The 21,795-nt window shown below is 57.7% G+C and carries 18 protein-coding genes; 14 read left to right on the top strand and 4 right to left on the bottom strand.

The features are described from left to right. Positions 1-25 precede the first annotated feature (25 nt). From EXW71_RS17425 to EXW71_RS17410, 4 genes are all read right to left on the bottom strand, one after another. Complete coding sequence (locus tag EXW71_RS17425) at positions 26-766, bottom strand: YciK family oxidoreductase (RefSeq protein ID WP_123715155.1); 741 nt, start codon at positions 764-766, stop codon at positions 26-28. Between the two features lie 157 nt (positions 767-923). Next, positions 924-1,595 carry an N-acetylmuramic acid 6-phosphate phosphatase MupP gene (gene mupP, locus EXW71_RS17420; RefSeq protein ID WP_123715157.1) on the bottom strand — a complete coding sequence of 224 codons (672 nt, stop codon included), beginning with the start codon at positions 1,593-1,595 and terminating at the stop codon, positions 924-926. Positions 1,596-1,599: 4 nt separating this feature from the next. Continuing rightward, the gene (gene ubiG, locus EXW71_RS17415) at positions 1,600-2,298 is read right to left on the bottom strand and encodes a bifunctional 2-polyprenyl-6-hydroxyphenol methylase/3-demethylubiquinol 3-O-methyltransferase UbiG (RefSeq protein WP_003189760.1); all 699 of its coding nucleotides are present in this window, start codon (positions 2,296-2,298) and stop codon (positions 1,600-1,602) included. Between the two features lie 63 nt (positions 2,299-2,361). Then, positions 2,362-3,693: a TRZ/ATZ family hydrolase gene (locus EXW71_RS17410; protein ID WP_134659718.1), complete on the bottom strand. Its 1,332-nt coding sequence runs from the start codon at positions 3,691-3,693 to the stop codon at positions 2,362-2,364. Positions 3,694-3,802: 109 nt separating this feature from the next. Between EXW71_RS17410 and mtnA the strand changes: the two genes are divergently transcribed. The 14 genes from mtnA (at position 3,803) to tviB (ending at position 21,733) form a co-directional block, all read left to right on the top strand. Then, positions 3,803-4,873 carry an S-methyl-5-thioribose-1-phosphate isomerase gene (gene mtnA / locus EXW71_RS17405; protein ID WP_134659720.1) on the top strand — a complete coding sequence of 357 codons (1,071 nt, stop codon included), beginning with the start codon at positions 3,803-3,805 and terminating at the stop codon, positions 4,871-4,873. Between the two features lie 422 nt (positions 4,874-5,295). Then, positions 5,296-7,950: a DNA gyrase subunit A gene (gyrA, locus tag EXW71_RS17400; RefSeq protein WP_134659722.1), complete on the top strand. Its 2,655-nt coding sequence runs from the start codon at positions 5,296-5,298 to the stop codon at positions 7,948-7,950. 112 nt (positions 7,951-8,062) lie between these two features. Then, positions 8,063-9,148 carry a 3-phosphoserine/phosphohydroxythreonine transaminase gene (gene serC / locus EXW71_RS17395; protein WP_123715220.1) on the top strand — a complete coding sequence of 362 codons (1,086 nt, stop codon included), beginning with the start codon at positions 8,063-8,065 and terminating at the stop codon, positions 9,146-9,148. Continuing rightward, complete coding sequence (pheA, locus tag EXW71_RS17390) at positions 9,148-10,242, top strand: prephenate dehydratase (protein ID WP_123715161.1); 1,095 nt, start codon at positions 9,148-9,150, stop codon at positions 10,240-10,242. The genes serC and pheA overlap by 1 nt, the downstream gene beginning before the upstream one ends. 9 nt (positions 10,243-10,251) lie before the next feature. Next, entirely contained in the window at positions 10,252-11,364 is a 1,113-nt protein-coding gene (hisC, locus tag EXW71_RS17385) for a histidinol-phosphate transaminase (protein ID WP_134659724.1), read from the top strand. 28 nt (positions 11,365-11,392) lie between these two features. Then, positions 11,393-13,603 (top strand): bifunctional prephenate dehydrogenase/3-phosphoshikimate 1-carboxyvinyltransferase, encoded by a 2,211-nt coding sequence (locus EXW71_RS17380; protein WP_248730912.1) that lies wholly within the window; start codon positions 11,393-11,395, stop codon positions 13,601-13,603. Continuing rightward, positions 13,600-14,289, top strand: a complete 690-nt coding sequence (cmk, locus tag EXW71_RS17375) for a (d)CMP kinase (RefSeq protein ID WP_003172653.1) — start codon at positions 13,600-13,602, stop codon at positions 14,287-14,289. The genes EXW71_RS17380 and cmk overlap by 4 nt, the downstream gene beginning before the upstream one ends. A gap of 119 nt (positions 14,290-14,408) precedes the next feature. Continuing rightward, the gene (gene rpsA, locus EXW71_RS17370; RefSeq protein ID WP_123715163.1) at positions 14,409-16,097 is read left to right on the top strand and encodes a 30S ribosomal protein S1; all 1,689 of its coding nucleotides are present in this window, start codon (positions 14,409-14,411) and stop codon (positions 16,095-16,097) included. Between the two features lie 161 nt (positions 16,098-16,258). Beyond that, entirely contained in the window at positions 16,259-16,543 is a 285-nt protein-coding gene (locus EXW71_RS29075) for a hypothetical protein (RefSeq protein WP_134659728.1), read from the top strand. A 131-nt stretch (positions 16,544-16,674) separates the two neighbouring features. Continuing rightward, complete coding sequence (ihfB, locus tag EXW71_RS17360; protein WP_003189779.1) at positions 16,675-16,971, top strand: integration host factor subunit beta; 297 nt, start codon at positions 16,675-16,677, stop codon at positions 16,969-16,971. Between the two features lie 24 nt (positions 16,972-16,995). Next, positions 16,996-17,241, top strand: coding sequence for a lipopolysaccharide assembly protein LapA domain-containing protein (locus tag EXW71_RS17355; protein ID WP_134659730.1), 246 nt, complete (start codon positions 16,996-16,998; stop codon positions 17,239-17,241). A gap of 422 nt (positions 17,242-17,663) precedes the next feature. Then, positions 17,664-19,028, top strand: a complete 1,365-nt coding sequence (locus EXW71_RS17350; protein ID WP_134659732.1) for a Wzz/FepE/Etk N-terminal domain-containing protein — start codon at positions 17,664-17,666, stop codon at positions 19,026-19,028. A gap of 621 nt (positions 19,029-19,649) precedes the next feature. Continuing rightward, complete coding sequence (gene rfaH, locus EXW71_RS17345) at positions 19,650-20,189, top strand: transcription/translation regulatory transformer protein RfaH (protein WP_134660021.1); 540 nt, start codon at positions 19,650-19,652, stop codon at positions 20,187-20,189. Positions 20,190-20,455: 266 nt separating this feature from the next. Further along, positions 20,456-21,733 (top strand): Vi polysaccharide biosynthesis UDP-N-acetylglucosamine C-6 dehydrogenase TviB, encoded by a 1,278-nt coding sequence (gene tviB, locus EXW71_RS17340; RefSeq protein WP_134659734.1) that lies wholly within the window; start codon positions 20,456-20,458, stop codon positions 21,731-21,733. Positions 21,734-21,795 lie beyond the last annotated feature (62 nt).

Genomic DNA, 21,795 nt, shown 5'->3' with positions numbered 1-21,795 from the left:
TGTGTCAGTTGGCTCTTCTTTTGGCCTATTGCGCGTCGAATGCCTGGCCGTTGATGCCGGCGCTGTCGGGCCCCATCAGGTACAGGTACACCGGCATGATTTCCTCCGGCGCCGGCCTTTCCATCGGGTTTTCCCCTGGGTATGCCTGGGCCCGCATGCTGGTGCGCGTACCGCCCGGGTTGATGCTGTTGGACCGTACCGACGCCACGTCTTCCAGCTCGTCGGCCAGGGTTTGCATCAAACCTTCGGTGGCGAATTTCGACACGCCATAAGCGCCCCAATACGCCCGACCCTTGCGCCCGACGCTGCTGGAGGTGAACACCACCGATGCGTCCTTGGACAGCTTGAGCAGCGGCAGCAGGGTGCTGGTCAGCATGAACATTGCGTTGACGTTCACCTGCATCACACGCATGAAGTTCTCACCGGACAACTGTTCGATCGGTGTGCGTGGGCCGATGATCGAAGCGTTATGCAGCAGGCCGTCGAGGTGGCCGAATTCCTTTTCGATCATGGCTGCCAGTTCATCGTATTGATGGGGCAGGGCGGTTTCCAGGTTGAACGGGATCACCACCGGTTGCGGCTGGCCTGCGGCTTCGATCTCGTCATACACCTGAGCCAGGTTGGCTTCGGTCTTGCCCAGCAACAACACCGTGGCGCCATGGGCGGCATAGGTTTTCGCCGCTGCCGCGCCAATCCCGCGACCGGCACCGGTCACCAGGATGATTCGGCCTTTGAGCAGGTCTGGGCGTGCGGAGTAATCAAACATAAACAACCTCGACAAAATTCACAGGAAATCCGCATGTTTTCTGTAGGAGCGAGCTTACTCGCGAAAAGCGTCAACGATAGCGCGGGGCATCTGGATAAACGCAATGCTCTCAGGTTTTTCGCGAGCAAGCTTCGCTCCTACAGGGGGCAGCCATGCTTCAGCAACTGCAGAGAGCGCTATCCAGTACCTTGCGCAGTTCCAGCGGGTGATCCACTACCACATCCGCGCCCCAATGGCGCGGGTTGTCGTCCGGGTGGATATAGCCGTAGGTGACCGCTGCGGTGCGGGTGCCGGCGTCGCGGCCGGACTCGATATCGCGCAGGTCATCGCCCACGAACAGCACGCTCGCCGGGTCCAGGTCGAGCATCTTGCACGCCAGGATCAGTGGTTCAGGGTCCGGCTTGCTGTTCTTCACGTGATCCGGGCAGATCAGCAGTGCCGAACGTTCGGCCAGGCCCAACTGCTGCATGATCGGCTCGGCGAAGCGCAGCGGCTTGTTGGTCACCACGCCCCATATCAGCTTGGACTTTTCAATGTCGTCCAGCAGCTCGCCCATGCCCTCGAAAAGCTTGCTGTGGATCGCGCAGCCCTTGAGGTAGCGTTCCAGGAACTCCAGGCGCAGTGCCTCGAAACCAGGGGATTCGGGGTCCATCGAGAACGTCACTGCGACCATCGCCCGTGCACCGCCGGAGATTTCATCGCGAATGTGCTGATCGTTGATCGGCGCCAGGCCACGGTCGGCGCGCATGGCCTGGCAGATGGCGATAAAGTCCGGCGCGGTGTCCAGCAGGGTACCGTCCATATCGAAGAGAACTGCTCGCAACTTCACCGGCTTACTCCTCGCGCAGGGTCTGGATCATGTAGTTGACGTCAACGTCGTTGGCCAGCTTGTAGTGCTTGGTCAGCGGGTTGTAGGTCAGGCCGATGATGTCCTTGACGGTCAGTCCTGCCTGGCGGCTCCACGCGCCCAGTTCGGACGGGCGGATGAATTTCTTGAAGTCATGGGTGCCGCGCGGCAGCAGCTTCATGATGTATTCGGCGCCGATGATGGCGAACAGGTAAGCCTTGGGGTTGCGGTTGATGGTGGAGAAGAACACCTGGCCGCCCGGCTTGACCATGCGAAAGCAGGCGCGGATTACTGAAGAGGGGTCGGGTACGTGTTCCAGCATTTCCAGGCAGGTCACCACGTCGAACTGCTCCGGCATCTCTTCGGCCAGGGCTTCGGCGGTGATCTGGCGGTATTCCACGCTTACGCCGGATTCCAGTTGGTGCAGTTGGGCGACGGCCAGCGGCGCCTCGCCCATGTCGATGCCCATCACGGTGGCACCGCGCTGGGCCATCGCTTCACTGAGGATGCCGCCGCCGCAACCGACGTCCAATACCTTCTTGCCGGCCAGGTTGACGCGTTCGTCAATCCAGTTGACCCGCAGCGGGTTGATGTCGTGCAGCGGCTTGAACTCGCTTTCGCGGTCCCACCAGCGGTGAGCCAGGGCTTCGAATTTGGCGATTTCGGCGTGGTCGACGTTGCTCATGGTGAATCCTCTAAAGCTGATAATCGGTTTACAGGCTTTGAACGCGCTGGTCCAAAACCGACATTATTCGTTTCGCCCGCTGATGCGCCGGCCCCACTCAATCGCCGAGGCGACCAGTTCCTGCTCGTTCATGCGGGTCAATCGCCGGTCGTCGAGCAACTGCTTGCCGGCGACCCAAAGGTGTTTCACACAATCGCGTCCGGTGGCGTATATAAGTTGTGAGACCGGATCGTAGATCGGTTGTTGCGCCAGGCCGGACAGATCGAAGGCCACGATGTCGGCGGCCTTGCCGACCTCCAGCGAACCAATCTCGCTCTCCAGGCCCATGGCCCGGGCGCCGTTCAGGGTGGCCATGCGCAGCGCACGATGGGCATCCAGCGCGGTGGCCGATCCGGCTACCGCCTTGGCCAGCATCGCGGCGGTGCGGGTTTCACCCAGCAGGTCCAGGTCATTATTGCTGGCGGCGCCGTCGGTGCCGATCGCAACATTGATACCCGCTTGCCACAGGCGTTCCACCGGGCAGAAGCCGCTGGCCAGTTTCAGGTTCGATTCCGGGCAGTGGATGACGCTGGTGTTGCTTTCTACCAGCAAAGCCAGGTCATCCTCGCTGACTTGGGTCATATGAACGGCCTGGAAGCGCGGGCCCAGCAAACCGAGGCGACCCAGGCGCGCCAATGGGCGCTCACCGGTTTGTTCCACGGCCTGTTGCACTTCGAAGGCGGTTTCGTGCACGTGCATATGGATCGAAGCGTCCAGTTCTTCAGCGATCATCCGGATTTTTTCCAGGTTTTCATCGCACACGGTGTAGGGCGCGTGGGGGCCGAAGGTGATCCTGATGCGCGGATGATGCTTGAGGTCGCCGAACAGCTCGATGCCCTGGCGAATCGCCTCATCGGCGCTGGCGGCGCCGGGAATCGGGAAGTCGAGGGTCGGAATGGCGATCTGCGCGCGCATGCCGCTGTTGTGTACGCAGTCGCTGGCGACTTTGGGGAAGAAGTACATGTCGGAGAAACACGTGATGCCACCCTTGAGCTGCTCGGCAATGGCCAGGTCGGTGCCGTCGCGGACAAAGGCTTCATCGACCCATTTGGCCTCGGCGGGCCAGATGTGCTTTTCCAGCCACGTCATCAACGGCAGATCGTCGGCCAGGCCGCGAAACAGGCTCATTGCCGCATGGCCGTGGGCGTTGACCAGGCCGGGGCTGAGCAACATGCCCGGCAGTTCACGCGCCTCTTTGGTGGCGAGCTTCAAGGCGGTTTCGCGAGGCCCGATAAATGCGATTCGCCCGTCGCGAATGCCCAGGCCATGCGCTTTGAGCACTACGCCCGCGGGTTCGACGGGTACCAGCCAGGTTGGCAGTAACAATAAGTCGAGGGGGGCGGCAGTGGCGGTCATCGCAGGCGTCTTCCCAGGCAGCTATAAAAGAAGGGCGAAGTATACCCGAGCGTCCTGGCTGGCGGATCGCTATAATCGGCGGCTTTTGTTCATGAGTGCGGGGTAAGGGATGCGCGACCGACTGTTGGCTGCCGAGAAAGTAAAGGCCATCGATTGGCGTGATGGCGCGCTGCACCTGCTCGATCAGCGTGCGCTGCCGTCCCGGGAAAGCTGGGTAGCCTGTACCACGGTGGATGAGGTGGCCCAGGCCATTCGCTCGATGGTGGTACGTGGCGCGTCAGCCATCGGCATCAGCGCAGCCTACGGGCTGGTACTGGCAGCCCGCTCTCGGCTCGCAGAAGGCGGGGACTGGCAGGCTGCATGGGAAGAGGACTACGCACTTTTAGCCGATTCGCGCCCAACCGCGGCGAATTTGTTCTGGGCCTTGCAGCGTATGCGTGACCGTCTGGATCGCGTCAAGAAGCATGCCGATCCTTTGGCGGTGCTGGAGGCCGAAGCCATTGCGATCCATGAAAGCGACCGGGAAGCCAACCTTGTCATGGCCCAGTTGGGGGTTGAACGGATTCGCAGGCATCAAGGCAACGCCCAGGCAATCCTCACTCATGGCAATGCAGGCGCTTTGGCGACAGGCGGTGTCGGCACGGCGCTGGGGGTTATTCGCGCGGCTTTCCTCGAGGGTCTGGTCGAACAGGTCTACGCTAACGAAACCCGCCCCTGGCTGCAAGGGTCGCGGCTGACTGCCTGGGAACTGGCGGGCGAGGGCGTTCCGGTCACGGTAAACGCCGACTCTGCCGGCGCCCATATTCTCAAGACCAAGGGCGTGACCTGGGTGATCGTCGGTGCCGACTGCATTGCCGCCAATGGCGATGTTGTCGGCAAGATCGGCACGTACCAGTTGGCGGTGTGCGCCATGCACCACGGTGTGCGCTTTATGGTAGTGGCGCCGAGTTCCACGCTCGATCTGATGATGGCCACGGGGGATGATGTCACCCTCGAAGAGCGTGACACGCGCGAGCTGTTGGACGTTGACGGCCAACGGTTGGACATGAGTGCTGTTAATCCGGTGTTTGATGTGACCCCGGCAGATCTGATTGATGTGATCGTGACTGAAAAAGGTATCGTCGAGCGGCCCGACACGGCCAAGCTGGCCAAGTTGATGTGCCGTAAGCGGCTGCATTAACAGCGTTGTCGGCTGTCAGCTAGCGCTCGGGGCAAACGCCCTTTCATTGTTGAACTGTGCGCACATTCAAATCTGGGAGGGGCGCTTGCCCCCGATTGGCCCTCGATGTCAATAAAACACTGGGATCTGCCCTCAAAAAACAGTGCCGACGCTTCTCTGAGCCCCTCTCGTCGCCCTCAAGCCTGTCATCCGTCAACTTACTATGCTCCATGCGCATCAGGGGGATAGGTGCGTGGCGGCGATTGTGATAACATCCGGCGGTTTCCAGGGCCGCCCCGAGGGGTTGCCTATAACGCGCAGATCCGTGTCATAACTCGTTGATTTGTCGTAAGTCGTTGCCAGGCACCTGCCGGCAGCGGCGAGCTTCGTTCGTCCCATATGGATGTGACGAGGTTTCACCCGAAAAAGGAATCAGGCTTCTCATGGGCGAACTGGCCAAAGAAATCCTCCCGGTCAATATCGAAGACGAGCTGAAACAGTCCTACCTCGACTACGCGATGAGCGTAATTGTCGGTCGGGCACTGCCTGATGCGCGCGATGGCTTGAAGCCCGTGCACCGGCGTGTGCTGTTCGCGATGAGCGAGCTGGGTAACGACTGGAACAAGCCGTACAAGAAATCTGCCCGTGTTGTCGGTGACGTGATCGGTAAGTATCACCCTCACGGCGACACTGCGGTGTACGACACCATCGTTCGGATGGCCCAGCCGTTTTCCCTGCGCTACCTGCTGGTAGACGGCCAGGGCAACTTCGGTTCCGTCGACGGCGACAACGCCGCGGCCATGCGTTACACCGAAGTGCGCATGACCAAGCTGGCGCACGAGCTGCTGGCCGACCTGCATAAAGAAACCGTGGACTGGGTGCCGAACTACGACGGCACCGAAATGATCCCGGCCGTCATGCCGACCAGGATCCCCAACCTGCTGGTCAACGGTTCCAGCGGTATCGCCGTGGGCATGGCGACCAACATCCCGCCGCACAACCTCGGTGAAGTCATCGACGGTTGCCTGGCCCTCATCGACAACCCCGAGCTGACCGTCGATGAGCTGATGCAATATATCCCCGGTCCGGACTTCCCGACCGCCGCGATCATCAACGGTCGCGCCGGTATCATCGAAGCCTACCGCACCGGTCGCGGTCGCATTTACATGCGTGCCCGCTCGATCATCGAAGACATCGACAAGGTCGGTGGCCGCCAGCAGATCGTCATCACCGAACTCCCTTACCAGTTGAACAAGGCGCGTCTGATCGAGAAGATCGCCGAGCTGGTCAAGGAGAAGAAGCTCGAAGGCATCACCGAACTGCGCGACGAGTCCGACAAGGATGGTATGCGCGTGGTGATCGAGCTGCGTCGTGGCGAAGTGCCTGAGGTGATCCTCAACAACCTTTACGCCCAGACCCAGCTGCAGAGCGTGTTTGGTATCAACGTCGTGGCCCTGATCGATGGCCGCCCGCGCATCCTGAATCTCAAGGAACTGCTCGAAGCCTTCGTCCGTCACCGCCGCGAAGTGGTGACTCGTCGTACCGTATTCGAGTTGCGCAAGGCCCGTGAGCGCGGCCATATCCTGGAAGGCCAGGCGGTTGCGCTGTCGAACATCGACCCGGTTATCGCACTGATCAAGGCCTCGCCAACGCCGTCGGAAGCCAAGGAAGCGCTGATCAGCACGCCTTGGGAATCCAGCGCGGTGATGACCATGGTCGAGCGCGCCGGTGCCGATTCGTGCCGTCCGGAGAACCTCGATCCGCAATATGGCATGCGTGATGGCAAGTACTTCCTGTCGCCGGAACAGGCCCAGGCCATCCTGGAGTTGCGCCTGCACCGCCTGACCGGCCTGGAGCACGAAAAGCTGCTGGCCGAGTACCAGGAGATCCTCAACCAGATCGGCGAGTTGATCCGTATCCTCAGCAGCGCCGTGCGCCTGATGGAAGTGATCCGCGAAGAGCTGGAAGTGATCCGTGCCGAATACGGCGACGTGCGCCGTACGGAAATCCTCGATGCACGCCTCGACCTGACCCTGGGGGACATGATCCCGGAAGAAGAGCGCGTGGTGACCATCTCCCACGGCGGCTATGCCAAGACCCAGCCTCTGGCTGCGTACCAGGCCCAGCGTCGTGGCGGTAAAGGTAAATCGGCGACCGGCGTGAAGGATGAGGACTACATTGCTCACCTGCTGGTCGCCAACAGCCACACCACGCTGCTGCTGTTCTCCAGCAAGGGCAAGGTGTACTGGCTGAAAACCTACGAAATCCCGGAAGCTTCCCGTGCCGCCCGTGGTCGCCCACTGGTCAACCTGCTGCCGCTGGACAGTGATGAGTACATCACTACCATGCTGCCGGTCGAGGAATACACCGAAGGTCACTTCATCTTCATGGCCACCGCCAAAGGCACCGTGAAGAAGACTCCGCTGGAATCCTTCAGCCGTCAGCGCAGCGTGGGCCTGATCGCCCTGGAGTTGGATGAAGGCGACGTGCTGATCTCCGCCGCCATCACCGATGGCGAGCGTGAAGTCATGCTGTTCTCCGACGGCGGCAAGGTGACGCGCTTCAAGGAATCCGACGTTCGTGCCATGGGCCGTACCGCCCGCGGTGTACGCGGCATGCGCCTGCCGGAAGGGCAGAAGCTGATTTCGATGCTGATCCCGGAAGAAGGCAGTCAGATTCTCACGGCTTCCGAGCGCGGTTATGGCAAGCGCACTGCCATCAGCGAGTTCCCGGAATACAAGCGTGGCGGCCAGGGCGTGATCGCGATGGTCAGCAACGACCGTAACGGCCGTCTGGTCGGTGCGGTCCAGGTGCTCGACGGTGAGGAGATCATGTTGATTTCCGACCAAGGCACCCTGGTGCGTACCCGCGTGGCTGAAGTCTCGAGCCTGGGCCGTAACACCCAGGGCGTGACCTTGATCAAGCTGATCAAGGACGAGAAGCTGGTCGGCCTGGAGCGTGTTCAGGAGCCTTCGGAAGTTGAAGGCGAGGAACTTGAAGCTGAAGAGTTTGATGGCGAGGTGATCGCGGCAGGCGATGACAACGTCGACGAGCCGACACTCGACGCTGCCGCAGACGAAGAAGAACCGCAGGAATAAGCGGACACACAGGGGGCGGATGAAGATTCGCCCCCTTGTTGTTTGTCCCTTCTGAAAGTCTTGAAATACGTGTTTATTGCACCACCCCACCAGATCTAGAGTGAGATTGGATGTGAGCAAGAGAGCCTATAACTTCTGTGCCGGTCCCGCGGCGCTTCCTGAAGCAGTCCTGCAGCGCGCGCAGGGTGAACTCCTCGACTGGCATGGAAAAGGCCTCTCCGTGATGGAAATGAGCCATCGCAGCGATGAGTTTGTGTCCATCGCCACCAAGGCCGAGCAGGATCTGCGCGACTTGCTGGACATCCCATCCAACTACAAGGTGCTGTTCCTGCAGGGTGGTGCGAGCCAGCAGTTCGCTCAGATCCCGCTGAACCTGTTACCTGAAAGCGGCACTGCCGACTATATCGACACCGGTATCTGGGGGCAGAAGGCTATTGAAGAGGCCTCCCGTTACGGTCACGTCAATGTGGCGGGCACCGCCAAGCCTTACGACTATTTCGCTATTCCGGGTCAGAACGAGTGGAAGCTGTCGAAGGACGCCGCCTACGTGCACTACGTAGCGAACGAAACCATTGGTGGCCTGGAGTTCGACTGGGTGCCTGAAGTGGGCGATGTCCCGCTGGTGTGCGACATGTCCTCGGACATCCTTTCGCGCCCGATCGATGTGTCCAGATACGGCATGATCTACGCCGGTGCGCAGAAGAACATTGGCCCGAGCGGCATTCTGGTCAACATCGTCCGTGAAGACCTGCTGGGTCGCGCCCGTTCGCTGTGCCCGACCATGCTCAACTACAAGGTCGCAGCGGATAACGGCTCGATGTACAACACCCCGCCGGCCTTTGCCTGGTACTTGTCGGGCCTGGTATTCGAGTGGCTCAAGGAGCAGGGCGGCGTAGCTGCCATGGGCAAGCTGAACGAAGAGAAGAAGCGCGTCCTGTACGACTTCATCGATGCCAGCGGCCTGTACAGCAACCCGATCAATCTGTCTGACCGCTCCTGGATGAACGTGCCCTTCCGCCTGGCTGACGACCGTCTGGACAAGCCGTTCCTGGCCGGTGCCGACGAACGCGGCCTGTTGAACCTCAAGGGGCACCGTTCGGTGGGTGGCATGCGTGCTTCCATCTATAACGCCGTCGACATCCATGCGATCAACGCGCTGGTTGCCTACATGGCAGAGTTCGAAAAGGAACACGGCTAATGTCTGAGCAAGAGCTGAAGGCACTGCGCGTACGTATTGATAGCCTGGACGAGAAAGTCCTGGAACTGATCAGTGAGCGTGCGCGGTGCGCCCAGGAAGTGGCGCGGGTGAAGATGGCGTCCCTGGCGGAAGGCGAAGTGCCGGTGTTCTACCGTCCCGAGCGTGAAGCCCAGGTGCTCAAGCGCGTGATGGAGCGCAACAAAGGCCCGCTGGGCAACGAAGAAATGGCGCGGTTGTTCCGCGAAATCATGTCTTCGTGCCTGGCCCTGGAGCAGCCGCTGAAGGTGGCATACCTCGGCCCTGAAGGCACCTTTACCCAGGCCGCGGCCATGAAGCACTTCGGCCACGCGGTAATCAGCAAGCCAATGGCGGCCATCGATGAAGTGTTCCGTGAAGTGGCAGCCGGTGCGGTGAACTTTGGTGTGGTGCCGGTGGAAAACTCCACCGAAGGCGCCGTCAATCACACGCTGGACAGCTTCCTTGAGCATGACATGGTGATCTGCGGCGAAGTCGAGCTGCGCATCCATCACCACCTGCTGGTGGGCGAGAATACCAAGACTGACAGCATCAGTCGTATCTACTCCCATGCCCAGTCCCTGGCTCAGTGCCGCAAGTGGCTGGACGCCCATTACCCGAATGTCGAGCGCGTGGCGGTATCGAGCAACGCCGAAGCGGCCAAGCGGGTCAAGGGCGAGTGGAACTCGGCGGCCATCGCCGGTGATATGGCGGCTGGCCTGTATGGCCTGACGCGTCTGGCCGAGAAGATTGAGGACCGCCCGGACAACGCCACGCGCTTCCTCATGATCGGTAACCAGGAAGTGCCGCCGACCGGCGACGACAAGACTTCGATCATCGTCTCTATGAGCAACAAACCCGGCGCGCTGCATGAGTTGCTGGTGCCGTTCCACGATAACGGGATTGACCTGACGCGCATCGAGACTCGTCCTTCGCGCAGCGGTAAATGGACTTATGTGTTCTTTATCGACTTCGTCGGCCACCATCGCGACCCGCTGGTCAAAGGTGTGCTGGAGAAAATCAGTCAGGAAGCCGTGGCACTCAAGGTGCTGGGCTCTTACCCGAAAGCGGTTTTGTGAGGCTTTAACATGAGTGGCAACTTTCTCGCCCTGGCACAGCCGGGCGTGCAACAACTGTCGCCTTACGTTCCGGGCAAGCCTGTGGACGAGCTGGCGCGTGAGTTGAATCTGGATCCTGCCAATATCGTCAAGCTGGCGAGCAACGAGAACCCGCTGGGCCCAAGCCCTAAAGTGCTGGCGGCGATTCGTGAAGAGCTGGTTGAGCTGACGCGTTATCCCGACGGCAACGGTTTTGCCCTCAAGTCCCTGCTGGCGCAAAAGTGCGGTGTTGAGCTGAACCAGGTGACCCTGGGCAACGGCTCCAACGATATTCTTGAGCTGGTCGGCCGTGCTTACCTGGCGCCGGGCCTGAATGCGGTGTTCAGTGAGCACGCGTTTGCGGTCTATCCGATCGTGACCCAGGCAGTGGGCGCTGATGCGAAAGTGATTCCGGCCAAAGACTGGGGGCATGATCTGCCGGCCATGCTGGCGGCAATAGACGCGCAAACCCGCGTGGTGTTTATCGCCAACCCGAACAACCCGACCGGTACCTGGTTCGATGCTCAGGCGTTGGACGACTTCCTGCAAGATGTGCCTGAGCATGTGCTGGTGGTGCTGGACGAGGCCTATATCGAGTACGCCGAGGGCGGCGACCTGCCGGACGGTCTGGATTTCCTGGCGGCCTATCCGAACCTGCTGGTCTCGCGCACGTTCTCCAAGGCGTATGGCCTGGCATCGCTGCGGGTTGGCTATGCGCTCTCGACGGCCGTAGTGGCGGATGTGCTGAACCGTGTGCGTCAGCCGTTCAACGTCAATAGTCTCGCCCTGTCGGCGGCCTGTGCAGCGTTGAAGGATGCCGAGTACCTGGAAGAGGGGCGACGTATCAACGAAAGCGGCATGCTGCAATTGCAGAACGGTTTGCGTGAGCTGGGCCTGGGCTGGATTCCATCCAAGGGCAATTTCATTTGCGTCGATCTCGCTCAGGTGGCTGCGCCGGTATTCCAGGGCTTGCTGCGCGAAGGCGTGATCGTGCGCCCGGTGGCCAACTACGGCATGCCGAACCATCTGCGTATCACAATCGGTTTGCCGGCGGAAAACAGCCGCTTCCTGGAGGCGTTGGCCAAGGTTCTGGCCCGTGGTTGATGTCACCGCATTGCAACCTGCTGTGCCTATGATCGGCCGCCTGGTGGTGGTCGGCCTGGGATTGATCGGTGGCTCCTTTGCCAAGGGCCTGCGTGAAAGCGGGCTGTGCGGCGAAGTGGTCGGTGTGGACCTGGACCCGCAATCGCGCAAGCTGGCGGTTGAGCTGGGGGTGGTGGATCGTTGTGAGGCGGACCTGGCGCTCGCGTGCCGCGGCGCTGACGTGATTCAGCTCGCCGTGCCGATCCTGGCCATGGAGAAATTGCTGGCTGTATTGGCCGGCATGGACCTTGACCAGGCGATCCTGACGGACGTCGGCAGTGCCAAGGGGAATGTGGTGCGTGCGGCGCAACAGGCGTTTGGTGGTATGCCGGCGCGCTTCGTGCCGGGCCATCCGATTGCCGGTTCCGAGCAGAGTGGGGTAGAGGCATCCAATGCGCAGCTGTTTCGCCGCCATAAGGTCATCTTGACGCCGCTGGAGCAAACCGACCCGGCTGCGTTGGCGGTGGTGGATCGTTTGTGGCGTGAGTTGGGCGCGGATGTCGAGCATATGCAGGTCGAGCGCCACGATGAAGTGCTGGCCGCGACCAGTCATCTGCCGCATTTGCTGGCATTTGGCCTGGTGGATTCCTTGGCCAAGCGCAACGAAAACCTGGATATTTTTCGCTACGCCGCGGGTGGTTTCCGCGACTTCACGCGGATTGCCGGCAGTGACCCGGTGATGTGGCACGACATCTTCCTCGCCAATCGCGAAGCGGTGTTGCGCACCCTGGACACCTTTCGCAGTGACCTCGATGCCTTGCGCGACGCGGTTGATGCCGGGGATGGTCATCAATTATTGGGCGTGTTCACCCGTGCGCGGGTAGCACGTGAGCATTTCAGCAAGATCCTGGCGCGCCGGGCCTACATGGAAACCGCTGTGAACGCCGATGACCTGACCTTCCTCGCCAACCCAGGTGGCCGCTTGAGCGGAAGCATCCGGGTGCCGGGTGACAAGTCGATCTCTCATCGCTCGATCATGCTCGGTTCATTGGCCGAGGGCGTGACTGAGGTCGAAGGTTTCCTTGAAGGTGAAGATGCCCTGGCTACCTTGCAGGCGTTTCGCGACATGGGAGTAGTGATCGAAGGCCCGCACCATGGGCGCGTGACCATCCATGGCGTGGGGTTGCATGGCTTGAAGCCGGCGCCCGGGCCGATTTATCTCGGTAACTCTGGCACCTCCATGCGCCTGCTCGCCGGTTTACTCGCTGCGCAACGTTTTGACAGCGTACTGACTGGCGACGTATCCCTGTCCAAGCGACCGATGAATCGCGTGGTCAAGCCGCTGAGGGAAATGGGGGCGGTGATCGAAACCGGACCGGAAGGGCGCTCGCCGCTGACCATTCGGGGTGGCCAGTCGCTGAAAGGCCTGAGTTACGCCATGCCGATGGCCAGTGCCCAGGTCAAATCCTGTTTGTTGCTGGCAGGGTTGTACGCCGAGGGTACAACCGCGGTGGTGGAGCCTGCACCAACCCGTGACCATACCGAGCGGATGTTGCGCGGCTTCGGTTACCCGGTGGCGGTGGAAGGGGCGACTGCTTCGCTGGAGTCGGGCCATGCATTGACCGCTACTCATATAGAAGTGCCAGGGGATATTTCCTCTTCGGCGTTCTTCCTGGTGGCTGCTTCGATTGCCGAAGGCTCCGAGCTGTTGCTGGAGCATGTCGGCATCAATCCGACGCGCACCGGGGTCATCGATATCCTGCGGCTGATGGGGGCGGATATCACTCTGGAAAACCAGCGTGAAGTCGGCGGTGAGCCGGTAGCGGACCTGCGTGTGCGCGCGGCTGCGTTGAAGGGCATCGAGATTCCCGAAGCGCTGGTGCCGTTGGCAATCGACGAGTTTCCGGTGCTGTTTGTCGCGGCGGCCTGTGCCGAAGGGCGAACCGTGTTGCGTGGGGCTGCAGAGTTGCGTGTGAAGGAGTCTGACCGTATCCAGGTCATGGCCGATGGTCTGCTTGCACTTGGGGTGAAGTGTGAACCGACCCCCGATGGGATTATCATTGACGGTGGTCCGATGGGCGGTGGTGACGTGCATGCGCATGGCGATCACCGGGTTGCCATGGCGTTCAGCGTGGCTTCCCTGAGGGCGGCGGCGCCGATTCGTATCCGTGATTGCGCCAACGTTGCGACATCTTTTCCGAATTTTCTTACATTGTGTGCCCAAGTCGGCATTCGTGTTGCCCAAGAGGCTCAATTGTGAATATCAAAGCACCGGTGATTACCATCGACGGGCCAAGTGGCTCGGGCAAAGGCACGATCGCTGGCATCCTGGCCAAGCGGCTGGGCTGGTGCCTGCTGGACTCCGGCGCGTTGTACCGCTTGCTGGCGTTTGCTGCACGCAACCATGGCGTCGACCTGACCAACGAAGAATCCCTGAAGCTGCTGGCGGCGCACCTTGATGTGCAGTTCGTGGGCGCGACGGAAGGTCATCCCCAACGCATCATTCTGGAAGGGGATGATGTAACGGATGACCTGCGTAATGAACAGGTAGGCTCCTGGGCTTCCCAGGTTGCCGCGCTGCCGGCCGTGCGTGATGCGCTGCTGCAGCGTCAGCGGGCTTTCCAGGAGCCGCCGGGCCTGGTGGCCGACGGCCGTGACATGGGGACCGTGGTGTTTCCCGAGGCGCCATTAAAGATTTTCCTGACCGCCAGCGCTGAGGAGCGGGCTCGCCGCCGCTACTTGCAGTTGAAGGGAAAAGTCGATGGTGTTAGTCTGTCGAGTCTGCTAGATGAGATCCGTGCACGCGATGAGCGTGATACCCAGCGCGCAGTAGCCCCGCTCAAGCCGGCGGCTGATGCCATACAGCTGGATTCCACGGAGTTGTCCATCGAGCAGGTGCTGGAACGCATCTTGAGCGAGATCGCCATTCGCGACATCGCCGGGTGACCAAGAAGGCCGCAGGGGACCAGTCATAGTCCTGTGGTGCTTCTTTTAATTGAAACTGACCCACACCGTCTGGGGTGTGGAGATGGGCGTATTCTTCGCCCTTATCAACAGGAATTAAAATGAGCGAAAGCTTTGCGGAACTCTTTGAAGAAAGCCTAAAAACCCTGAACCTTCAGGCAGGCTCCATCATCACCGGTGTTATCGTTGATATCGATTACCAAGCTCGCTGGGTAACCGTTCACGCTGGTCTGAAGTCTGAAGCTCTGATCCCGCTGGAACAGTTCTACAACGATGCTGGTGACCTGACTATCAAGGTCGGTGACGAAGTTCACGTTGCTCTGGACTCGGTTGAAGACGGTTTCGGTGAAACCAAGCTGTCCCGTGAAAAAGCCAAGCGCGCTGAATGCTGGATTGTTCTCGAAGCAGCCTTCGCAGCTGAAGAAGTGGTCAAGGGCGTTATCAACGGTAAGGTTAAAGGCGGCTTCACTGTCGACGTTAACGGCATCCGTGCGTTCCTGCCAGGTTCTTTGGTCGACGTTCGTCCAGTGCGCGACACCACGCACCTGGAAGGCAAAGAGCTCGAATTCAAGGTCATCAAGCTCGACCAGAAGCGCAACAACGTTGTCGTTTCCCGTCGCAGCGTCCTGGAAGCAGAGAACTCCGCCGAGCGTGAAGCTCTGCTGGAATCCCTGCAGGAAGGCCAACAAGTCAAAGGTATCGTCAAAAACCTCACCGACTACGGCGCATTCGTCGACCTGGGTGGCGTGGATGGCCTGCTGCACATTACCGACATGGCTTGGAAGCGTATCAAGCATCCTTCCGAAATCGTCAACGTTGGCGACGAGATCGATGTCAAGGTTCTGAAATACGATCGCGAGCGCAACCGTGTTTCCCTGGGCCTGAAGCAACTGGGTGAAGATCCATGGGTCGCTATCAAAGCCCGTTACCCAGAAAGCACTCGCGTAACCGCGCGTGTAACCAACCTGACCGACTACGGCTGCTTCGCTGAGCTGGAAGAAGGCGTTGAAGGCCTGGTACACGTTTCCGAAATGGACTGGACCAACAAGAACATCCACCCTTCGAAAGTCGTACAAGTCGGCGACGAAGTGGAAGTCATGGTTCTGGACATCGACGAAGAGCGTCGTCGTATCTCCCTGGGCATCAAGCAGTGCAAATCTAACCCATGGGAAGATTTCTCTGGCCAGTTCAACAAGGGCGATAAAATCTCCGGCACCATCAAGTCGATCACCGATTTCGGTATCTTCATTGGTCTGGACGGCGGCATCGACGGCCTGGTTCACCTGTCCGACATCTCCTGGAACGAAGTTGGCGAAGAAGCTGTTCGTCGTTTCAAGAAGGGCGACGAGCTGGACACCGTTATCCTGTCGGTTGATCCAGAGCGCGAGCGCATCTCCCTGGGTATCAAGCAACTGGAAAGCGATCCGTTCTCCGAATACGTTCAGGACAACGACAAAGGCGCCATCGTTAAAGGCACTGTGAAAGAAGTTGACGCTAAAGGCGCCATCATCGTTCTGGCCGACGATATCGAAGCAACTCTGAAAGCCTCCGAAATCAGCCGTGACCGCGTTGAAGATGCGCGCAACGTTCTGAAAGAAGGCCAGGAAGTAGAAGCCAAGATCATCAGCGTTGACCGCAAGAGCCGCGTGATCCAGCTCTCCATCAAGTCGAAAGACGATGCTGAAGAGAAAGAAGCAATCCAGAGCCTGAAAACTGCTCCGGACGCTGCTGCACCAGGCGAGACCACTATGGCCTCCCTGCTGCGCGAAGCAATGGCTAAGCAGAACTAAGTTCTGTAAAGCGATAGAAAAAGGGCGACTTCGGTCGCCCTTTTTTGTGCCTGAAATTCGTTGAATCAACAGCCGAGAGGTGAGGTCTACAGCTCAGGGTAGGAACTGGCTATAGTTTTCAGGAAAGCGATTTTCCTGGTGTTGTTTCAATAAGGATCTAAATGAAGAGGCTGATCGTGGTGTTTGCAGTCGTAATGCTCGTGGGATGTGCTGCCACGAGTGCCAAGACCCACGCCAGACGTGGCGTGAGTGGCATAGAGATTGACTGCTCCGGGCTTGGCTCAGGCTGGGACAAGTGCGAGAAGCGCGCTGCGCGCGAGTGTAAGGCGCAAGGCTATAAGGTGATCAGTCGGTCCAGCGATGCCGAGGATGAGGAGGGCGACTACTTGTTTGGATGGAACCCCGCTGGCGCCGTAACGCGCACTATGTTGGTGATCTGCAATTGAGGTCCTGAGGTGAGTTTGCAGGTGTCGATCGATCCTGTAGATAAGTCGCCACTTGGGCTGTTCAAATTCATCAAGTCATGCTAAAACCTTCGAAGCGCTTTTCCTAGCTGCTTGAAAAAGAAGGGAAAAATATGACGAAGTCGGAGTTGATCGAACGTATTGTCACCCATCAAGGGCTGCTCTCATCCAAGGATGTGGAGTTGGCCATCAAGACCATGCTTGAGCAAATGTCCCAGTGCCTGGCTACCGGGGATCGTATCGAGATCCGAGGCTTTGGCAGTTTCTCATTGCACTATCGCGCACCGCGCGTAGGCCGCAACCCAAAGACGGGTCAGTCCGTCAGCCTCGATGGCAAGTTTGTTCCCCATTTCAAGCCGGGCAAGGAATTGCGCGATCGGGTGAACGAAGAAGAGGAAGAAGGCGTCTGAGTTTTTTTGGGGCAGGAGAAAGTTATGCGTGGGGTTAAGCGCGTTTTGCTGGTACTGGCAGTGTTGATTGCAGTCTTGGCTGTCTTGGGTTTTGTACTGGAAAACCAGCAGGGTGTTTCGCTTTCATTTTTGGGCTGGGCAACTATGCAGATGCCGGTCGCGGTGTTTGTCGTAATAGCCTTGATTGTTGGGATGCTGATAGGGCCGCTATTGGGCGTTTTGGTTGGCGGTGGTCGTCGACGTAAAACGGCACCTGTTGGGCGGGGCTAAGGGCATTCTTTTGCTTTTGGCGTGTTTTGCATGTTCGGTATAGAGGCCGTCTGTCAGAAATTTTCTTTATGTATTTCAATTGTCGCGGGATTTCATGATTTGGCGGCGATGGCAGGTTCCTGGCCAGGCCCCGAGATTGGGGCTCGTCTCTTATTTGGTACTTTTTTTCGCTCTCTGTGTAGTCTTCCTACACGCTTACGAGCTGTATCTCTCTCTTATCAGGAATCATCCTACAGTCCTGTCAAGACTTGTAATATGTCAGGGAGATGGCAAAATGGAATCTGTTCTCGATAACGGACATTTTGTGCGCTCAAAATTTGGCAGAGACGCCGGGTTTTGGCGGCTATATAACTAAAATAAAAAATACATAAAATTGTCTGCATAACGAGCCCGCAGTTTCTCTTTGAAGGCAGGTTTTTGTTGTGAGTAGTAGTTTCCGCGTCCCGCCCGTTCCCCCCTCGAGGGAATTTGATGTTGTCGAACTTTCCCAAGCGATTTGGAAAGAGAGAAAACTGATCTTATCTGTTGCTATATTCGCAAGCTTGTTGGCTGCCGCATACGCGTTTATGGCCACGCCTGAGTACCGGGTGACAAGTGTTTTGCGTCCTTCCGCAATCAATGAACTCGACGCTCTGAATCGCTCGGAGATTTACCGGCTTCCGCCAGACGAGGCTCTGACGAAGGTGGGGGCTTCTCTGGAATCGTATGAAACCCGTCTTGGTTTTTTTCGCGAAAACCAGAAGCTATTTAAGTCATTTGTACAGCCGGGACGCTCGCTGGAGCAGTCTTTTGAAGCGTTCAATCGTAATTCAATCAAGCTTGTATCGAGCGATGCCAAAAAAGCGGACTCGTTGAACGCTTATATTCAGCTTGAGATGGACTACCCGAAAGGGGTTGATGGCGTTGCCATCCTCAACGGCCTTGTAGATTACGCCATCATCAGGGAGCGGAATCAGATTGCCGCAGACCTTGATGTAATTGTAAGAAACCGACTGGAAGAGATTAAAGGCAAGTTGGACGCAGCTCGCTCAGGTTACAGTACTGATAAAGAAGCAAAGATCGCCCTTTTGACAGAGGCTGATTCGCTGAGGCGTGCTCAGCTACAAGACGAGCTTAAGGCTCTGAGGATGCAGTTGAAAACGCAGCGTGCGGATCGCATGGCGCAGCTCAGCGAGGCAATTGGAATTGCGAAGACTTTGGGCATCAGAAAACCTTCTACCCCGTCATCGCTGGGAGAGGGTGAGCGGGGTGGCGCGGTCAGCATGATGCGCACTGAGATCAATAATCAGCAAGTCCCTTTGTATTTCATGGGGGTTGAAGCGTTGGAGGCCGAGAGAGCGGCGTTATCGCAGCGCAAGTCGGATGATTTTACAGAGCAGCGTATTGCGCAGATCGCCAAGGAGCTTCAATTGCTCCAGTCGAATAGGCAGGTCGAAGTTCTGAATCAGAGGAAGAACGAGGATCTGTTTCTTAAGGGCGTAGAGTCTATGCGCGCAGAGATCGCTCGGTTGCGCAGTTTGAATATGGACATGAGCAACTTACAGCTGGTTGCTATCGATAAGCAGGCAGTAGAACCCGTGAGTCCCATTAAGCCCAATAAACTTCTGATTTTAGTCCTGGGGGCTTTCCTCGGAGTGTTTTTGGGTATCGTTATTGCCGCATTCCGCCATTTTTTACAGTTGAGAAGTTCTCAGGATGAGCGAGCAGTTGCGTTCAGCTTTCCCGTCGTGGAAGGCACTCTGGACCACGATAATACCGAGCGTGCGCTTCTGGACGCAAAGCGCTAGTCGACAGGTTATTGAGGGCCTGCGTTTTTCTTCGGGTGACGGTGTCGAGGGGCTGGTTGAAACACTTTATACAGAACAGATCTTCGTGGTGATGCCGTATTGATATCAATGTTGCTCATCAGGCAAGCCGTGTCAGATGAGCTTTTATACCGTCGAGCGATCCCGGGGAACCAAATGTGATTTAAATGTCTCAGATCGCGGACGGAGCAGCGGGCTTGGTTTCGGTGGGGGACCAATAGCTGTACTTTCCGAGGTGTCTGGGGTGCAAGTGAAGGTCGTGGGTAACCTCGGAAAGTCTTTTCACTGCTTTTTTGCAAGGGGATTTCAGAGGGCCATCCGTCTGCGGCGTTTTGATGAGCTGATGCAATCTGATCAGACTCGCCTTCTCGAGCCGGGAGCGTTTGCTGAGTGTCGAAGCATGCTCAGGTTGAATTGGGTGTTCAGGGTAGTATTATCTGCATGCGAATTTATGGTCTTCGGCGGTAGGGACTTTTGGCAGGTGTGGGAGCCAGTTGTGTTTCCAGGGCGTGCTCGGTATCAGGAGTCAATGTAGCCTGACAAATACATCTGTCGACCCAAATGTAATGGCATGCCATGGAAAATGATATTCGTGAAAAAACTATGGGTGTAGATAGGCACTCAGTCGTCCTGCAACCCAATACCTCGTTGCGTTGCGACTGGTATCTGGTGCAATGCAAGCCTAAGCAAGACGGGCGTGCTCAGGAGAATCTCGAGCGGCAAGGGTATGTCTGCTCTCGCCCAGTCTTCAGGCGCGAACGGGTCAGCCGAGGACGGCAACACTTCATTACGGAGTCACTGTTTCCCGGGTATTTGTTTGTCCACCTTCCGGAAGGTGCCAATTGGGCCCCGCTGCGGTCGACAAAGGGGGTCAGTCGCATGGTTGCTTTTGGCGGCTCGCCGCTGGGAGTGGCCTCAGGCCTCGTTCATGCGCTGCAGGAGCGGGCGGATTTGGGTGTTGTTCCTACGTATCATGCAGGTGATAAGGTCGTTATCCTCGACGGCGATTTTTCCGGGTTTGAGTCCATCTTCATGGCGATGGACGGTGAGGAAAGAGCTATTTTGTTGATCAACATGTTAAGCCGTCAGCGACAGATTGTTGTCCCTTTGAGCAGCTTGGGTGGGGCTGGCAGCGAGGCGTGAGTGGCGTGATAGCAGCAGGCGAGTCTTCAGGGGGATGACTAAAAACCTTGGGGCGGTAGCGTGGGATTATTTTATTTTCCGCGCTCTCAAGTGCATTGAGAATCAGCGGCAGAATTCAGGGAAGGTTGAAATTTCGGCGGCTCTGGCCAGTGACAATTTTTTCGCGAGGCGCGTTCCCTAGCCAACACGAGCGTAATCGACGTTTCGATTTAAATTTACCAGTGCGAAGCTGAAACGGAATCGCGCTTTTCTTATGGAACAAACACATGTTGTTATTAGAAGACATTAAACTTGCTATTGTTGGTCTAGGGTATGTTGGCCTGCCGTTGGCTGTAGAGTTCGGAAAGCACCGCTCTGTTGTTGGGTTTGACATCAACAAGTCTCGCATCGAAGCGCTTAAGGAAGGGCATGATTCGACGCTGGAAGTGAGCGACGACGAACTGCTTTCTGCAAAGTTTCTCGGTTTTAGCTCGGATTTAAATGAGCTGGAAACGTGTAACGTTTTCGTAGTGACTGTTCCCACGCCAATCGACGAATACAATCAGCCGGACCTGACTCCGTTGATCAAGGCATCGGAAAGTATCGGCAAGGTATTGAAGAAGGGCAATATCGTCATTTACGAGTCGACCGTCTACCCAGGCGCCACTGAAGAAGACTGTGTGCCCGTATTGGAGAAATTCTCGGGGCTCAAGTTTAATGTTGATTTTTTTGCGGGTTATAGCCCAGAACGAATCAATCCGGGTGACAAGGAACACCGTGTTACTACGATTAAAAAGGTGACTGCAGGTTCTACCCCTGAAGTCGCTGATCTTGTGGACTCGCTGTACGGCGAAATTATTGTTGCTGGCACACACAAAGCCAGTAGCATTCGTGTCGCAGAGGCCGCTAAGGTTATTGAAAATACACAGCGTGATCTAAATATTGCGCTGATTAACGAACTGGCCATTATTTTCAATAAAATGGGGATTGATACCGAGGCTGTGCTTGAAGCTGCCGGTACCAAGTGGAACTTCTTGCCTTTCCGTCCTGGATTGGTAGGGGGGCATTGTATTGGCGTCGACCCTTATTATCTGACCCATAAAGCTCAGTCCATTGGTTATCACCCCGAAATTATACTCGCGGGGCGTCGTCTGAATGACAGCATGGGGGCTTATGTCGTTTCGCAGTTGGTAAAAGCGATGCTCAAGCAGCGTATTCATGTCGACGGTGCCCGGGTGCTGATTATGGGGTTGGCATTCAAGGAAAACTGCCCCGATCTGCGTAATACCAGAATCGTCGATATCGTGCGGGAACTGGCAGAATACAATATCGCTGTTGACGTGTACGACCCATGGGTCAGTGGCGTCGAGGCGGAGCACGAATACGGCATCAAGCCTATTGACGCCCCGATTGAAAACACCTATGACGCCGTGGTACTTGCGGTGGCTCATAATGAATTTCGATCGATGGGGGCTGCGAAAATTCGCGCCCTTGGTAAGAGCAAACACGTCCTGTATGACCTGAAATATCTTTTGGAGCGCGGTCAATCTGATATTCGTTTGTGATTGTATTGGCGATGCCCACGTAGCAGTGGGCAATTTTAGGCTTTCTTTCTCTACGAAGTGGA

The organism is Pseudomonas sp. BCA17 (genome assembly GCF_004519405.1).
In the GTDB taxonomy this organism is placed as follows: Bacteria; Pseudomonadota; Gammaproteobacteria; order Pseudomonadales; family Pseudomonadaceae; genus Aquipseudomonas.
This window is presented reverse-complemented; position numbering and strand designations above follow the sequence as displayed.

Bases quoted from the DNA above. Each gene is read 5' to 3' on its own strand.
- EXW71_RS17355 (WP_134659730.1), top strand. From the start codon at position 16,996: ATGCGTGGGGTTAAGCGCGTTTTGCTGGTACTGGCAGTGTTGATTGCA.
- pheA (WP_123715161.1), top strand. From the start codon at position 9,148: ATGTCTGAGCAAGAGCTGAAGGCACTGCGCGTACGTATTGATAGCCTG.
- EXW71_RS29075 (WP_134659728.1), top strand. From the start codon at position 16,259: ATGAAGAGGCTGATCGTGGTGTTTGCAGTCGTAATGCTCGTGGGATGT.
- EXW71_RS17425 (WP_123715155.1), bottom strand. From the start codon at position 766: ATGTTTGATTACTCCGCACGCCCAGACCTGCTCAAAGGCCGAATCATC.
- rfaH (WP_134660021.1), top strand. From the start codon at position 19,650: ATGGGTGTAGATAGGCACTCAGTCGTCCTGCAACCCAATACCTCGTTG.
- mtnA (WP_134659720.1), top strand. From the start codon at position 3,803: ATGCGCGACCGACTGTTGGCTGCCGAGAAAGTAAAGGCCATCGATTGG.
- EXW71_RS17410 (WP_134659718.1), bottom strand. From the start codon at position 3,693: ATGACCGCCACTGCCGCCCCCCTCGACTTATTGTTACTGCCAACCTGG.
- rpsA (WP_123715163.1), top strand. From the start codon at position 14,409: ATGAGCGAAAGCTTTGCGGAACTCTTTGAAGAAAGCCTAAAAACCCTG.
- gyrA (WP_134659722.1), top strand. From the start codon at position 5,296: ATGGGCGAACTGGCCAAAGAAATCCTCCCGGTCAATATCGAAGACGAG.
- ubiG (WP_003189760.1), bottom strand. From the start codon at position 2,298: ATGAGCAACGTCGACCACGCCGAAATCGCCAAATTCGAAGCCCTGGCT.
- EXW71_RS17380 (WP_248730912.1), top strand. From the start codon at position 11,393: ATGATCGGCCGCCTGGTGGTGGTCGGCCTGGGATTGATCGGTGGCTCC.
- ihfB (WP_003189779.1), top strand. From the start codon at position 16,675: ATGACGAAGTCGGAGTTGATCGAACGTATTGTCACCCATCAAGGGCTG.
- tviB (WP_134659734.1), top strand. From the start codon at position 20,456: ATGTTGTTATTAGAAGACATTAAACTTGCTATTGTTGGTCTAGGGTAT.
- hisC (WP_134659724.1), top strand. From the start codon at position 10,252: ATGAGTGGCAACTTTCTCGCCCTGGCACAGCCGGGCGTGCAACAACTG.